The sequence below is a fragment of the Pseudomonas sp. JUb42 genome (assembly GCF_024807945.1).
In the GTDB taxonomy this organism is placed as follows: domain Bacteria; phylum Pseudomonadota; class Gammaproteobacteria; order Pseudomonadales; family Pseudomonadaceae; genus Aquipseudomonas.
Genome location: NZ_JANUFD010000007.1, coordinates 129,203 through 144,905 on the forward strand (window position 1 = coordinate 129,203; position 15,703 = coordinate 144,905).

Annotated in this window: 14 protein-coding genes; 12 read left to right on the top strand and 2 right to left on the bottom strand. The window is 57.3% G+C overall.

Features of this window, described 5'->3' with window-relative positions; all coding sequences use genetic code 11:
- The first annotated feature begins 300 nt into the window (after positions 1 to 300).
- From M2401_RS15475 to M2401_RS15505, 7 genes are all read left to right on the top strand, one after another.
- Positions 301 to 1,662, top strand: coding sequence for an OprD family porin (locus M2401_RS15475; protein WP_259104160.1), 1,362 nt, complete (start codon positions 301 to 303; stop codon positions 1,660 to 1,662).
- 197 nt (positions 1,663 to 1,859) lie between these two features.
- Positions 1,860 to 2,498, top strand: a complete 639-nt coding sequence (locus M2401_RS15480; RefSeq protein ID WP_259104161.1) for a peroxiredoxin — start codon at positions 1,860 to 1,862, stop codon at positions 2,496 to 2,498.
- Between the two features lie 308 nt (positions 2,499 to 2,806).
- A complete protein-coding gene (locus tag M2401_RS15485) occupies positions 2,807 to 3,772 on the top strand; it encodes a sulfonate ABC transporter substrate-binding protein (RefSeq protein ID WP_259104162.1) in 966 nt (321 codons plus the stop codon).
- 28 nt (positions 3,773 to 3,800) lie between these two features.
- Positions 3,801 to 4,586, top strand: a complete 786-nt coding sequence (gene ssuC / locus M2401_RS15490; RefSeq protein ID WP_259104163.1) for an aliphatic sulfonate ABC transporter permease SsuC — start codon at positions 3,801 to 3,803, stop codon at positions 4,584 to 4,586.
- Entirely contained in the window at positions 4,583 to 5,395 is an 813-nt protein-coding gene (gene ssuB, locus M2401_RS15495) for an aliphatic sulfonates ABC transporter ATP-binding protein (protein ID WP_259104164.1), read from the top strand. Before ssuC ends, ssuB begins: the two co-directional genes overlap by 4 nt.
- 27 nt (positions 5,396 to 5,422) lie before the next feature.
- Positions 5,423 to 5,638: a molybdopterin-binding protein gene (locus tag M2401_RS15500; protein ID WP_062379390.1), complete on the top strand. Its 216-nt coding sequence runs from the start codon at positions 5,423 to 5,425 to the stop codon at positions 5,636 to 5,638.
- Positions 5,639 to 5,778: 140 nt separating this feature from the next.
- Positions 5,779 to 6,888, top strand: a complete 1,110-nt coding sequence (locus M2401_RS15505; RefSeq protein WP_259104165.1) for an RHS repeat-associated core domain-containing protein — start codon at positions 5,779 to 5,781, stop codon at positions 6,886 to 6,888.
- A gap of 76 nt (positions 6,889 to 6,964) precedes the next feature.
- Here M2401_RS15505 and M2401_RS15510 read toward each other — a convergent pair whose 3' ends face one another.
- The gene (locus M2401_RS15510) at positions 6,965 to 7,591 is read right to left on the bottom strand and encodes a TetR/AcrR family transcriptional regulator (RefSeq protein ID WP_259104166.1); all 627 of its coding nucleotides are present in this window, start codon (positions 7,589 to 7,591) and stop codon (positions 6,965 to 6,967) included.
- A gap of 210 nt (positions 7,592 to 7,801) precedes the next feature.
- Positions 7,802 to 9,178: a glutamine synthetase family protein gene (locus tag M2401_RS15515; protein WP_259104167.1), complete on the bottom strand. Its 1,377-nt coding sequence runs from the start codon at positions 9,176 to 9,178 to the stop codon at positions 7,802 to 7,804.
- A 279-nt stretch (positions 9,179 to 9,457) separates the two neighbouring features.
- Here M2401_RS15515 and M2401_RS15520 point away from each other — a divergent pair, with 279 nt between their 5' ends.
- The 5 genes from M2401_RS15520 (at position 9,458) to M2401_RS15540 (ending at position 15,660) form a co-directional block, all read left to right on the top strand.
- Positions 9,458 to 10,231, top strand: coding sequence for a gamma-glutamyl-gamma-aminobutyrate hydrolase family protein (locus M2401_RS15520; RefSeq protein ID WP_259104169.1), 774 nt, complete (start codon positions 9,458 to 9,460; stop codon positions 10,229 to 10,231).
- 34 nt (positions 10,232 to 10,265) lie between these two features.
- Entirely contained in the window at positions 10,266 to 11,624 is a 1,359-nt protein-coding gene (locus tag M2401_RS15525) for a glutamine synthetase family protein (RefSeq protein ID WP_259104171.1), read from the top strand.
- Between the two features lie 55 nt (positions 11,625 to 11,679).
- Positions 11,680 to 13,044: an aspartate aminotransferase family protein gene (locus M2401_RS15530; protein ID WP_259104172.1), complete on the top strand. Its 1,365-nt coding sequence runs from the start codon at positions 11,680 to 11,682 to the stop codon at positions 13,042 to 13,044.
- A gap of 153 nt (positions 13,045 to 13,197) precedes the next feature.
- Entirely contained in the window at positions 13,198 to 14,292 is a 1,095-nt protein-coding gene (locus M2401_RS15535; RefSeq protein ID WP_259104173.1) for a polyamine ABC transporter substrate-binding protein, read from the top strand.
- Between the two features lie 300 nt (positions 14,293 to 14,592).
- A complete protein-coding gene (locus tag M2401_RS15540; RefSeq protein WP_259104476.1) occupies positions 14,593 to 15,660 on the top strand; it encodes a polyamine ABC transporter substrate-binding protein in 1,068 nt (355 codons plus the stop codon).
- The last annotated feature ends 43 nt before the right edge of the window (positions 15,661 to 15,703 follow it).

Sequence of the window (15,703 nt, forward strand, 5' to 3'; positions counted from 1 at the left end):
GTGCGCAAATATTTTTTGGGAATTAGCCGAATAGGCCGATACACTCCACAACGGCATGGCTGACATGGTTTGACACATATAACCGTTTCGCCTGAAAAGCGGACCAATAAGTCTTTTCAGGTTTAAGGGTTTTTTGCATACCGTGGAGGCTACCGGCACACGCGGTCTAGTACTTTAGTCTTAGAGGTGACCAGCACCATTGACTCTCCGAGTCGGGTCTGGCGCTAATCGCGCAACCGCGGGTCAGGGCATTAGCTCGGCACCGTGGATACAAAAATTAGATTCAAGAGGAGCGAAACAATGAAGAAGTCCACCCTGGCCCTGGCCGTAGCGGTAAGTGCCCTGGCTCAGCAGGCTGGTGCAGCTGGTTTCCTGGAAGACAGCAAGGCAACCATCAGTTCTCGTACCATGTATTTCGAAAACGACGTCCGTGAAGGCCGTCGCGCACAGGATCAGCGTGAGACAGCAGAAGGCTTGCTGTTCAACTTCAACTCCGGCTACACCCAAGGCGTTGTGGGCTTCGGTCTGGACGTGCAAAGCATGTGGGGTATCCACCTGGGCGGCGGTATCGATCACCACACCGCTACCACAGCTAACTCGTTCTTCCCGACCGAGAAAGATGGTTCCTCCATGGACCAGTGGGGCCGTACCGGCGCCAACGCCAAGGTCAAGTTCTCCAAGACCGAGCTGAAAATTGGTAATGCCCTGGCACCTAACCTGCCAATCCTGGTTTCCAACGATGGTCGTTTGCTGCCACAGAGCTTCTCCGGTGGCACCATCACGTCGAAAGAAATCGACAACGTAACTTTCAACGTTGGTAAGTTGGAGCATCAGGCTGCTCGTGCATCGAGCAACTACTCGGGCCTGTCCGTTGCTGGTGCAACCCAGGACTCCAACAACTTCATGTTCGCTGGCGCTGACTGGAAGGTCACCAAAGACCTGACCCTGCAGGCTTACCACTCGCAGCTGGAAGACTTCTACAAGCAGACGTTCCTGGGCCTGACTCACGTCTTCCAGATCGCTGATGACCAGTCGTTCAAAACCGACCTGCGTTGGTTCGACAGCAGCTCCGATGGCAAGAACGGCCAAAACGCTACCGGCTATGCCTTCAACAACAACGGTGGCTATGCCAAGAACGTTGGTGAAGTCGACAACAAAACCTGGTCGGCAATGTTCACCTACACCCTCGGCGGCCACGCTCTCATGCTCGGTCACCAGCGTGTGAACGACGACGGCGGCATGGTCTGGTTGAACCAAGGCAACGTCACCAAGAACGGCCTGAGCAATACTCACGCCGAAGGCGAAGGCGGTTCCAGCTTCTACCTGTTCACCGACAGTATGATCAACCAGTTTGCCCGTGCCGGTGAGAACACCACCTTCGGTCAATACTCGTATGACTTCGCTCGTCTGGGCGTCCCAGGTCTGAAAGCAGCGTTCGCTTACCTGCACGGTACCGACATCAAGGCAGCCAACACTGCTGTTGACAAGAGCGACAGCTCTGAGTGGGAACGTGACGTTCGTCTGGACTACGTTGTTCAGTCCGGCGTGCTGAAAGGCTTCGGTACTTCCCTGCGTCGCGGTACCTACCGTGGCGACAGCGGTACTCCAGCTGACCAGGATCAGACCCGTCTGATCTTCAACTACACCTACGCTTTCAAGTAAGTGTGTTGAGCTGAGTTAAAGGAACCCCGCTTCGGCGGGGTTTTTTTTGCCCGGTATTTTTATGCCTGAGTCGCCCGAACAAAGCGCTATATTTGTTATGCACAAATCATCTAATTAAATCGTTATCTATTCTTTTTAATTTTTAACGATTCGATGCACAGTGGCTGCCATAACCTGGCAAACCAAGGAGCATCACCATGAGCCTGCGACTGGGCGATATCGCCCCCGACTTCGAACAGGATTCCAGCGAAGGCCGTATCCGTTTTCACGAATGGCTTGGCGACAGCTGGGGTGTACTGTTTTCCCACCCGGCGGACTTCACGCCGGTCTGCACCACGGAGCTGGGCTTTACCGCCAAACTCAAGGATGAATTCAGCAAGCGCGGCGTCAAGGCCATTGCCCTGTCGGTGGACCCGGTCGATTCGCATATCCGCTGGATCGACGACATCAACAGCACCCAGAACACTCTCGTCAACTTCCCGATCCTGGCTGATGCCGATCGCAAGGTTTCCGATCTCTACGACCTGATTCACCCCAATGCCAACGACACCCTGACCGTGCGTTCACTGTTCGTGATCGACCCGAACAAGAAGGTGCGCCTGACCATTACCTATCCGGCCAGCACCGGGCGCAATTTCAATGAAATCCTGCGCGTGATCGATTCTCTGCAATTGACCGACAACTACAAAGTCGCGACCCCGGCCAACTGGGTGGATGGCGATGATGTGGTGATCGTGCCGTCAATCAAGGACGAAGAAGAGATCAAGCAGCGCTTTCCCAAGGGCTATAAGGCCGTCACGCCGTATCTGCGCCTGACCCCGCAACCCAATCGTTAAGCTTTCACGTACTCACCAAGCAGAGGATTTTTAGGGCCGATTTATCGGCCCTTTTTTTATGGCGGATGACAGGGGCATTTGAATTGAAATGAGGGGTGGGAGCCGGCTTGCTGGCGATTGGGTCGGTTCAGGCAATCGAGATGGCGCTATCGCCAGCAAGCCGGCTCCCACAAATCCACCTTGATATTTTATATATCCTTTATGCATAACCAAATGAATAAATAAGATTTATAGATATAAAAAACTCCTGTTAAGGTCACTGCATATCCGGCGATATCCGCCACTTCACTGATCATTGGAGAGCGCCCATGGGCACTGTCAATTTGCGTCAAGGCCTGGCCGCTCTGTTTATCGCGGCAGTGTCCTTCGCCACCGTCACTCAGGCTCAGGCGGACACTCTGCGCATCGGTTATCAGAAATACGGCACGCTGGTGCTGCTCAAGGCCAAGGGTTCGCTGGAAAAGCGCCTCGCTGAGCAGGGCGTGCAGGTGCAATGGACCGAGTTTCCCGGTGGCCCGCAGTTGCTGGAAGGCTTGAACGTCGGCGCGATCGACTTTGGCGTTACCGGGGAAACCCCGCCGGTGTTCGCCCAGGCTGCCGGTGCCGATTTGCTTTACGTCGCGGCCGAACCGCCGGCGCCGACCAGTGAAGCGATCCTGGTACCCAAGGATTCGCCGATCACTTCGGTCAAGGATCTGAAAGGCAAGAAGGTCGTGCTCAACAAGGGCTCCAACGTTCACTACCTGCTGGTGCGGGCATTAGAAGATGCCGGACTCAAGTACAGCGATATCCAGACTGTCTTCCTGCCACCGGCTGACGCCCGTGCCGCTTTCGAGCGCGGCAGTGTCGATGCCTGGGTGATCTGGGACCCGTACCAGGCGGCCGCCGAGCAACAATTGCAGGCCCGTACCCTGCGTGACGGCACCGGTATCGTCGATAACAACCAGTTCTACCTCGCCACCAAACCCTATGCGCAACAGCATCCGAAAGTCATCCAGACCCTGATCGACGAAGTGCGCGCCGTGGGCGAATGGTCCAAGGCCAACCCGGATGAAGTGACCCAACAGGTCGCGCCACTGCTCGGCCTGCCAACGGACATCACCAAAATCTCGGTCAAGCGTCAGGGCTACGGTGCTTACTTCATTACCCCGCAAGTGATTGCGGCTCAGCAGAAAATCGCCGACACCTTCTACCAGCTCAAGTTGATCCCCAAGCCGCTAAGCATTGCGGACGTGATCTGGACCCCACCGGCTGCCGTGGCTAAAGCACCGTAACCGTTCAGACCACCAAGGAGACAACTCCATGAGTCAACGCATCATTCACCGGCTGGCGCCCTGGGCGCTGCCCATCCTGTTGTTGCTGGTCTGGCAGCTGTCGGTCAGCGCCGGCTGGCTGTCCACGCGCATCCTGCCGGCACCCAGTGCCGTGGTCGCGGCGGGTGTGCAACTGGTGGTCAGTGGTGATATCTGGGCGCATCTGGCGATCAGCAGCTGGCGCGCGGCAATCGGCTTCGCCATCGGTGGCGGGATCGGTCTGGTACTGGGCTTTATCACCGGCCTGTCGAAGTGGGGCGAGCGCCTGCTGGACAGCTCGGTGCAAATGATTCGCAACGTGCCACACCTGGCGCTGATCCCGTTGGTGATCCTGTGGTTCGGCATCGACGAGAGCGCGAAAATTTTCCTGGTCGCCCTGGGCACGCTGTTCCCGATCTACCTCAACACCTATCACGGCATTCGCAATATCGATCCAGCTCTGGTGGAGATGTCGCGCAGTTATGGCCTGTCCGGCTTTGCGCTGTTCTGGCATGTGATCCTGCCGGGCGCCTTGCCTTCGATTCTGGTCGGCGTGCGCTTTGCCCTGGGCTTCATGTGGCTGACGCTGATCGTTGCGGAGACCATTTCCGCCAGCTCCGGTATCGGTTATCTGGCCATGAACGCTCGTGAATTCCTGCAGACCGATGTGGTGGTTCTGGCAATTGTCCTCTACGCGATCCTCGGCAAGCTGGCTGACCTGGCAGCCCGGGGTCTGGAACGTGTGTGCCTGCGCTGGCATCCGGCCTATCAAGTTCACAAAGGCGGTGCCGCATGAGCAGTCTGAAACAGCAACCGCCGCACTTGCTGCGCGGTATCCCGCTGGCGGTACATGGCCTGAAGAAAACCTTCGGCAATCGGGAAGTGCTCAAGGACATCGACCTGCATATTCCCGCCGGGCAATTCGTCGCCGTGGTCGGTCGTAGCGGCTGCGGCAAGAGCACGCTGTTGCGCCTGCTGGCCGGGCTCGACAAGCCGACGACGGGCGAATTACTGGCCGGTTCCGCACCGCTCAGCGATGCCCGCGAAGACACCCGGCTGATGTTCCAAGAGGCACGCCTGCTGCCGTGGAAACGCATTATCGACAACGTCGGCCTGGGCCTGAGTGGCGATTGGCGTGGTCAAGCCATGGATGCGCTTGAAGCCGTCGGCCTGGCCGAGCGCGCCAATGAATGGCCTGCGGCGCTGTCGGGTGGGCAGAAGCAACGTGTAGCCTTGGCCCGCGCCCTGATTCACAAACCGCGTCTGTTGCTGCTCGACGAACCTCTCGGCGCTCTCGATGCCCTGACTCGCATCGAGATGCAGCAACTGATCGAGAGCCTGTGGCGCAAACATGGCTTCACGGTCCTGCTGGTCACCCATGACGTCAGCGAAGCGGTCGCCATTGCCGACCGGGTGATCCTGATCGAAGAGGGCCGTATCGGCCTGGACCTTGTCGTCGAATTGCCACGCCCGCGGGCCCGGGGTTCACATCGCCTGGCCGCACTGGAAACCGAAGTACTCAACCGCGTGCTCTCGTTGCCGGGAGCGCCACCGGAACCCGAACCGACTTCACCCCTGCCCACGCAATTGCGTTGGGCCAATTAACTCCCTATCGCAAACAGGAAGACTCTCATGACTATCAAAGCCATCAACGTACGCAACCAGTTCAAAGGCACTATCAAGGAAATCGTCACCGGCGACGTACTGTCCGAAATCGACGTACAGACCGCTTCCGGCATCGTCACTTCCGTGATCACCACCCGCTCGGTCAAAGAGCTGGAATTGGTGGTTGGCAGCGAAGTAATTGCCTTCGTGAAATCCACCGAAGTCTCCATCGCCAAGCTGTAAGCGATGGCAATACAACAACCCCGGACGGTGGAAGCCCTCCGGGGTTTTTGCTGTGTGTGCAAAACCTAGCAGTTCTGCTAGGTATACAGCGGTTGGAGTCAGCGGGATGATGAGCCTGTACTGATTGTCCGGAGCACGCCATGGCGCCTTCCTCATGCCGTTACAGCTACGATCCCCTCGACCGGCTGGCGAGCGCTTCGCCGGTGGGCGAAGCGCCGATTGCGCGTTTTTACCAGAAAAGCCGTCTGGCGACGGAAGTTCAGGGGGCGTTGCTGCGTACGGTCTTTCAGCATGACGATCAGTTGCTGGCTCAGCAGCAACGCTCGGACGGGAATAGCGAAACCAGTTTGCTGGTGACGGATCAGCAGCGCTCGTTGTTGAAGCGTACGGATACTGTCGAAAGCGAGTCGCTGGCCTATACCGCCTATGGTCATCTTCCGGCGGACAGTGGTTTGAATGCCTTGCTGGGTTTCAGCGGCGAGCGACGCGATGTAGTTACCGGGCATTATTTGCTGGGGAATGGTTATCGGGCTTTTAATCCGGTGCTGATGCGGTTTAATAGCCCGGACAGTTTGAGCCCGTTTGGTGAGGGTGGATTGAATGCGTATGCGTATTGTCAGGGGGATCCGGTTAATTATCGGGATCCGACGGGACATATTAAGTTAAGTATTTTTATGAGCCGACGCCGCGCAGTAAGGACCTCATACAAGCCGTATTCTTCACGCCCTTCAAGAAATGTTCGGGCATCGACTGACACTCAAACAACTCTTTCGCAGGTTAGTGGGCAGGCAGGCAGCTCCTCCGGTAGCGTTGGCTCGCTTTTGGGATCTGGGGAGAAAAATCCTAGAGGTGAAAACGGTGTCATCGCCGCTGCATCTACGTCATCATTTCCAACGGGTAATGGTTCGTCAGTTCAGGTTGGTTCAGGGATATTAAACCAGCAAAGCCGTAGGCAAATTCGGAATGAATTGGAGGCCTATATGGGGATGAATATAGAGGAGAAAAACTATTCTCCGGCAATGAACTTTGAGCTTAAGCGGAAGCAGTTATATACAGTTATCAGTCATAGTCGAATGTTGAAAGAGCATTATGAGGGGGCGATTTCCAGTGGTCTTTATCCGAAGTATATTAGTAGTTATAACTATCAGCGTGGCCACTATGCAAAAGTGGAAACACATTGGACTGGATTGGCGCAGGATTACTTAGCCTCCTTTACGAGTACTGCTGCTCGGGTGCGTGCTCCAAGATAAACGACTACTAAGGATGGCTCGCTTATAAACTACCCAGTTAGCCAGCCTGTCGTTGTGCCAGGCGGGCGCGGTGCGCTCACCGTTTCGGCAAAAACGGCGGCAAATACAAACACATATAAGCATCAAACACGCGCATGCCTTCCTCCGCCATACGCGGTGTGATCTGTTCATGCAGTTGCATCGAGCGCGCGTAGACCCGGTCACCCAGTTCCATGGCCAGCGCGAATACGTCGACGTCATCGGGCAGGACCGGTAGCTGGAAGTGTCGGTCGAAAACTTCGAACATCAGGTGGCCCAGCTCGATATCGTGCTGGCGGTCGGCCTGGTTCACTTCGGTCAGGCCGTGCTGCGCGAGGATCAACTGGCGGGCGGCAGCATCGTCGTTGTAGATCTTCAGCATGCGCATTTCGACGATGCGCGACAGGTCGCGCCAGCTGTGCAGGGTGTCGTGATCCACCGGGGCCTGGAGGCTGGCGCGAAAGGCTGCATGCACGTCGGCGGTCAGGGCTTCGAGCATCGCCGGGACACTGGCGAAAAAGTGGTAAACCGACGACGGCGGGATCTGTGCCCGCTCGGCCACGCTGTAGATCGACAGACTGGCCACGCCCTCGGCGGCAAGCAGCTCGCGTGCGGCATCGAGGATCGAGTCGATCCTGGCCTGGCTGCGGGCGCGGGGTTTGCGAGGTGTGGCGGGGCGGGGCATGGCTGCTCTCCATAGGGGATGGCAGGCATTGTATCTAATTGTTGGAGCGAGGCTTGCCCGCGAAACATGCGTCACGGTTTCTCAGCCAAAGCGCGTTAGCGTTCTTCGCGGGCAAGCCTCGCTCCAGCGAATGCGCTGGGAAGCGTTACTCTCATACAAAAAAACGCCGCAACCCTTCCAGGCTGCGGCGTCCTTGTACTACACCCCGAATCAAACGGTATGCAGATACCAGTTGTACTCAAGGTCGGAGATGGAGTGTTCGAACTCTTCCAGCTCACTTTCCTTACAGGCGACAAAGATATCGATGTATTTCGGATCGATGTACTTGGCCATTACTTCACTGTCGTCCAGCTCGCGCAGGGCATCGCGCAGGTTGTTTGGCAGGCTTTGCTCGTTTTGCTCGTAGGAGTTGCCCGAGACCGGCGCGCCAGGCTCGATCTTGTTGGTCAGGCCGTGATGCACCCCTGCCAGCACAGATGCCATCAGCAGATACGGGTTGGCATCGGCACCGGCAACCCGGTGTTCGATACGCACGGCATCGGCTGAACCTGTTGGCACACGTACAGCAACCGTGCGGTTATCCAGGCCCCAGCTTGGCGAATTTGGCACGTAGAACTGAGCACCGAACCGGCGATACGAGTTGACGTTCGGGCAAAGGAACGCCATCTGCGCCGGTAGGGTCTCGAGCACACCGCCGATCGCATGACGTAATGCGGCGTTCTGCTCGGGATCCTCGCTGGTGAAGATGTTCTTGCCATCGCGATCCAGGATCGAGATGTGGACATGCAGACCATTACCTGCCTGACCCGGATAGGGCTTGGCCATGAAGGTCGTGTCCATTTCGTGGTCGTAGGCGATGTTCTTGATCAGGCGCTTGAGCAGGACCGCATAGTCGCAGGCCTTGATCGCATCGGCGACGTGGTGCAGGTTCACTTCGAACTGCGCCGGAGCACTTTCCTTGACGATTGCGTCGGCCGGGATGCCTTGTTCCTTGGCACCTTCCAGAATGTCCTGGAGGCAGTCGACGTATTCGTCGAGGTCGTCGATCAGGTAGACCTGTGTCGAGTGCGGGCGTTTGCCTGAGATAGGCGAGCGGGGCGGTTGTGGGCGGCCGTTCACATTCTCCTGGTCGATCAGGTAGAACTCCAGCTCGAAGGCGGCGCAGATGGTCAGGCCCATGTCATCGAACTTGCTCACCACTTGACGCAGGACTTCACGCGGGTCGGCGAAGAAGGGCGTGCCTTCCAGTTCGTGCATGGTCATCAGCAGTTGCGCGGTAGGGCGTTTCTGCCAGGGTTCGTTGCACAGGGTGTCGGGGATCGGATAACAGATTCGGTCAGCATCACCGATATCCAGGCCCAGACCGGTGCTTTCCACCGTCGAACCGTTGATATCCAGGGCAAATAAAGAGGCCGGCAGGTTGATGCCTTTCTCGTAAACCTTGTGGAGGCTGGTGCGTTCAATGCGCTTGCCGCGCACCACACCATTCATATCCGCAATCAGAAGGTCAACGTACAGAACCTCAGGATGTTCCTTAAGGAACGCGTTCGCTTCGTTGAGCTGAACGGCACGCGGGGGTACCGACATGATGCAACACCTTTGTTGTTGAAAATATCAATCATCGAGTCTTGCGGGTTTCAGTCAATCCGAAAGGCCCGATGAAGTCAAGAGAGCCTCGTTTTGCCCTAAAAGGGCGCCAAAAGGCCGTTTTTGCTGCAAATTAGGGCGATTATGGGCTGTGTTATGGCTTGGGAACTGCGGGCTTGAGCGGGCTGTGTTCTATTTTTTACGGGGGTGTTGTGTAAAAAAATGAACAAGGCTAAGCTCGATTTAGACCCAAAACAGCAATAATGCCGGAGGGGTTTCATGTCTCGCTTGCCATTGATAGGCGTCACTTCATGCACGAAGCAGATCGGTGATCACGCTTATCACATCAGTGGCGACAAGTATGTCCGCGCGGTAGCCGTAGCTGCCGGGGGCCTGCCGCTGATCCTGCCCTCACTGGGCCCGTTGCTCGATCCCTCCGAAATTCTTGCAAGCCTCGATGGACTGTTGTTCACCGGCTCGCCTTCCAATGTTGAACCCTATCACTATAGTGGTCCTGCCAGCGCACCGGGAACTGCTCATGATCCTGCACGCGACAGCACCACCTTACCGCTAATTCGTGACGCCGTGGCGGCGGGTGTGCCTGTTTTGGGCATTTGCCGCGGGTTTCAGGAATTAAATGTCGCCTTGGGCGGCAGTCTGCATCAGCGTGTTCATGAAACCGGAACCTTCATGGACCATCGTGAGCCGGACAATGAACCGGTCGAAGTCCAGTACGCACCCAGTCATCCCATGCACATTCAGCCCGGCGGCCTGCTTGAATCCTTTGGCCTGCCCGCTGAAATTGCAGTCAATTCGATCCATGGGCAGGGCATCGAGCGCCTGGCGCCGCCCCTGCGTGTGGAAGCGACTGCGCCTGACGGTCTGATTGAAGCCGTATCGCTGCAAGGCGGCGCTTTTGTCCTGGGGGTGCAATGGCACCCGGAATGGCAAGTCACCGACAATCCCCACTACCTGGCGATTTTCCAGGCCTTTGGCGATGCCTGCCGAAAGCGGGCAAGACAACGAGACGCCGATGCGTCAAAAAACGCCTGATCCGCGGATCAGGAAATGACCCCCTGAGGTATTTATGAGTACCAACCTCGACCAGCTCACCGATTGGTTGAAAGAACACAAGATCACCGAAGTCGAATGCATGATTGGCGACCTCACCGGGATCACCCGCGGCAAGATTTCCCCGACCAACAAATTCATCGCTGAAAAGGGCATGCGGCTGCCTGAAAGCGTGCTGTTGCAGACGGTGACCGGCGATTACGTCGAAGACGATATCTACTACGACCTGCTGGACCCAGCGGACATCGACATGTTCTGCCGCCCCGACCAGAACGCGGTGTATCTGGTGCCTTGGGCCATCGAGCCGACTGCTCAGGTGATCCACGATACTTACGATAAACAGGGCAACCCCATCGAGCTGTCGCCGCGCAACGTGCTCAAGAAGGTCCTGAAACTCTATGCCGACAAAGGCTGGCAGCCCATCGTGGCGCCGGAAATGGAGTTTTACCTGACCAAGCGCAGCGACGATCCGGACTATCCGTTACAGCCACCGATCGGTCGTTCAGGTCGACCGGAAACCGGCCGCCAGTCCTTCTCCATTGAAGCCGCCAACGAATTCGACCCGTTGTTCGAAGACGTCTACGACTGGTGCGAGTTGCAGAATCTGGATCTCGATACCCTGATCCACGAAGACGGCACGGCGCAGATGGAGATCAACTTCCGTCACGGCGATGCCCTGTCCCTGGCCGACCAGATTCTGGTATTCAAGCGCACCATGCGCGAAGCCGCGCTCAAGCATGATGTGGCGGCGACCTTCATGGCCAAGCCCATGACCGGCGAGCCCGGCAGCGCCATGCATTTGCACCAGAGCATTATTGATATCCAGACCGGCAAGAACGTTTTCTCCAACCCTGACGGCACCATGAGCCAGTTGTTCCTGCACCACATCGGTGGCCTGCAGAAGCTGATCCCCGAGCTATTGCCGCTGTTCGCGCCCAACGTCAACTCGTTCCGCCGCTTCCTGCCGGACACTTCGGCACCGGTGAACGTCGAGTGGGGCGAAGAAAACCGTACTGTCGGCCTGCGCGTGCCGGATGCCGGGCCGCAGAACCGTCGTGTGGAGAACCGTCTGCCCGGTGCCGACGCCAATCCGTATCTGGCGATTGCCGCGAGCTTGTTGTGCGGCTACATCGGCATGACCGAAGGCATCAACCCCAGTGCTCCAGTGGTGGGTCGTGGTTATGAGCGCCGTAACCTGCGCCTGCCGTTGACCATCGAAGATGCCCTGGAGCGCATGGAAAACAGCAAGACCATCGAGAAATACCTCGGTGAGAAATTCATCAAGGGCTACGTCGCGGTCAAACGCGCCGAGCATGAAAACTTCAAGCGCGTGATCAGCTCGTGGGAGCGGGAATTCCTGCTCTTCGCCGTCTGATACGCCAGGCGCCCGGCCGATGCCGGGTGCCCCACCCAAGCATATGGAGTGCTGTATGAGTTCCAATAATCCGCAAACCCGTGAGTGGCAGGCCCTCAGCGCCGAGCACCACCTGGCCCCGTTCAGCGACTACAAACAGCTGAAAGAGAAAGGCCCGCGCATTATCACCAAGGCCCAGGGCGTGCATCTCTGGGATAGCGAAGGCAACAAGATTCTCGACGGCATGGCCGGCCTGTGGTGTGTGGCCATTGGTTATGGCCGCGAAGAACTGGCCGACGCCGCCAGTAAACAGATGCGCGAGCTGCCTTATTACAACCTGTTCTTCCAGACCGCCCACCCGCCGGCGCTGGAACTGGCCAAGGCCATTTCCGATATCGCTCCGGCGGGCATGAACCATGTGTTCTTCACCGGTTCCGGTTCCGAAGGCAACGACACCATGCTGCGTCTGGTCCGCCACTATTGGGCGCTCAAGGGCCAGCCGAACAAAAAGACCATTATCAGCCGGGTCAACGGCTATCACGGCTCGACCGTGGCCGGTGCAAGCCTGGGCGGCATGACGTATATGCATGAGCAGGGCGATCTGCCGATCCCTGGTATCGAACACATCCCGCAGCCGTACTGGTTCGGTGAAGGCGGCGATATGACGCCGGACGAGTTCGGCACCTGGGCTGCCGAGCAACTGGAGAAAAAGATTCTCGAGTTGGGCGTGGATAACGTCGGTGCGTTCATTGCCGAGCCGATCCAGGGTGCCGGTGGCGTGATCGTGCCGCCCGCCACCTACTGGCCGAAGATCAAGGAAATCCTCGGGCGCTACGACATCCTGTTCGTCGCCGACGAAGTGATCTGCGGTTTTGGCCGTACCGGTGAGTGGTTCGGCAGCGATTATTTCGACCTTGCGCCTGACATGATGACTATCGCCAAGGGCCTGACCTCGGGCTATATCCCCATGGGCGGCCTGATCGTGCGCGATGAAATCGTCAAGGTGATCAACGAGGGCGGCGACTTCAACCACGGCTTCACCTATTCCGGGCATCCGGTCGCAGCTGCTGTGGCACTGGAAAATATCCGCATCATGCGCGACGAAAAAATCGTCGAGCGGGTCAAGAACGAAACGGCACCATACTTGCAAAAGCGTTTGCGTGAGCTGAGCGATCATCCGTTGGTGGGTGAGGTTCGCGGTGTCGGCTTGCTGGGGGCCATCGAACTGGTCAAGGACAAGGCCACGCGCGAGCGATATGTCGGCCGGGGTGCTGGCATGATCTGCCGGACGTTCTGTTTCGACAACGGTCTGATCATGCGCGCCGTGGGCGATACCATGATCATTTCGCCGCCCCTGGTGATCAGTTTTGCCGAAATCGACGAGCTGATAGAGAAGGCGCGCAAGTGCCTGGATCTGACACTGAAGGCTCTACAGGGCTGATATAAGCACGGCCGGAACATGAAACTTTCGGCGGTTGCGTAGTACGGCAGGTTTGCCCGCTTGTAAGCCTGCCCAGGAACTTGCCAGACTAACGGTTGTTTGAATCGCCGCTACTCCCAATGGTCAGTCATAAAAAATACTGGAGCTGTACGCATGAAAACATTTGGCAAGACCCTCCTCGCGCTGTCCCTGATGGGCGCAGTGGCCGCCGCTCACGCGGACGACAAGGTACTTCACGTTTACAACTGGTCCGACTACATTGCACCGGACACCATCGAGAAGTTTGAAAAAGAGTCGGGTATCAAGGTCGTCTACGACGTGTACGACAGTAACGAAACCCTGGAAGCCAAATTGCTGGCCGGCAAATCCGGTTATGACGTCGTCGTGCCGTCGAACAACTTCCTGGCCAAGCAAATCAAGGCCGGTGTGTATCAGGAGCTGGACAAGTCCAAGCTGTCGAACTACGGCAACCTGAACAAAACCCTGCTCAAGGCCGTGTCCATCAGCGACCCGGACAACAAGCATGCTTTCCCGTACATGTGGGGCTCGATTGGCATCGGTTTCAACCCGGCCAAAGTCAAGGAAGCGCTGGGTGCCGATGCACCGACCAACTCCTGGGACCTGCTGTTCAAACCTGAAAACGCCGCCAAGTTGAAGAAGTGCGGTATCAGCTTCCTCGATTCGCCAACCGAAATGCTGCCGGTCGCCCTGCATTACCTGGGCCTGCCGACCGACTCGCAGAAGAAGGAAGACATCGACAAGGCTCAGGCTCTGTTCATGAAAGTCCGTCCTTCGATCGCTTACTTCCACTCGTCCAAGTACATCTCGGATCTGGCCAACGGCAACATCTGCGTGGCCGTCGGTTATTCGGGTGACATCCACCAGGCTCAGTCCCGTGCAAAAGAAGCCGGTGGCAAGGTTGAAGTCAGCTACAACATTCCGAAGGAAGGTGCAGGCAGCTTCTACGACATGTTGGCAATCCCGAAAGACGCGGAAAACGTCGAAGGCGCCTACAAGTTCCTGAATTTCATCCTCAAGCCTGAAGTGATGGCGGACATCACCAACTCGGTAGGCTTCCCTAACGGTAACGAGAAGGCCACGCCGTTGGTGAACAAAGAAATCACTGAAGATCCGGGTGTCTATCCACCGGCTGATGTTGTCGCCAAGTTGTACGCCATCGCTGACTTGCCTGCGGCCACCCAGCGCATCATGACGCGCAGCTGGACCACCATTAAATCGGGTAAATAACCCGGGTTGATATTTGCTTCTGTGGGAGCGTGGTTCGCCCGCGAATAGGGCGGCGCGGAGTATCAGATGTACCGCGTCGAGCCCTTCGCGGGCAAGCCACGCTCCCACGGGATCTCATTTCAAGGCATAGATGTGCCTTGAGCTGGGAGCTCGTTCAACCCACTGTCACATAAGGTTTTTTTGCGATCCGCAGCTATCAAAGGTAAGTTGCGCGCCGGTCCGACACGGGCACCAGACCCCAAACTGAAAAGGATTGTTCACGTGTCTATTTCTTCGCTTCGCCCTTTCTTTCGCAACACCCTGCTCGCGGGGCTCGGCCTGGCCGTGGCCGTCAGCGCGCACGCTGCACCCACGGTGCATATTTATAACTGGTCCGATTACATCGGCCTGACCACCCTGGCGGACTTCGAAGCCACTACGGGGATCAAGCCGGTCTACGACGTGTTCGACTCCAACGAAACCCTTGAAGGCAAGTTGCTGGCCGGGCATACCGGCTACGACGTGGTCGTGCCGTCCAACCATTTTCTCGGCAAGCAGATCAAGGCCGGGGCTTTCCAGAAACTCGACAAGTCGCAGTTGCCCAACTATTCAAACCTCGACCCGGCCCTGCTCAAGCGCCTGGAAAAGAACGATCCCGGCAATCAATACGCCGTGCCTTACCTGTGGGGCACCAATGGCATCGGCTATAACGTCGACAAGGTCAAGGAGGTGCTGGGCGTCGACAAGATCGATTCCTGGGCCGTGCTGTTCGAGCCGGAAAACATCAAGAAACTGCAAAAGTGCGGCGTCGCCTTTCTTGATTCCGCCGACGAAATGCTCCCGGCGGTGCTCAACTACATGGGCCTGAGCCCGAACAGCACCAATGAAGCCGACTATAAAAAGGCTGAAGAGAAACTGTTGAAAGTGCGGCCTTACGTGACTTACTTCAGTTCGTCCAAGTACATCACGGACCTGGCCAACGGCGATATCTGCGTGGCTGCCGGGTTCTCCGGCGATGTATTCCAGGCCAAGAAGCGTGCGTCCGAAGCGGGCAAGGACGTCAATATTGCCTACGTGATTCCCAAGGAAGGCGGCAACCTGTGGTTCGACATGCTGGCGATCCCCAGCGATGCCGCCAACATCAAGGAAGCCCACGCCTTTATCAACTTCCTGCTCAAGCCGGACGTGATCGCCAAGGTCAGTGACGAAATCGGCTACGCCAACCCGAATCCGAAATCGGGCGACGACATGGACCAGGCGATTCGTACCGACCCGGCGGTGTATCCGCCGCAGCAAGTGCTCGACAAGTTGTTCGTCAATTCCGAGTTGCCCCCCAAGGTGCAACGCCTGATGACCCGTAGCTGGACCAAGGTCAAGTCGGGCAAATAATTATCCAGCGCCCGGCTTGTGCGGTCGGGCTGCAATAACCAGT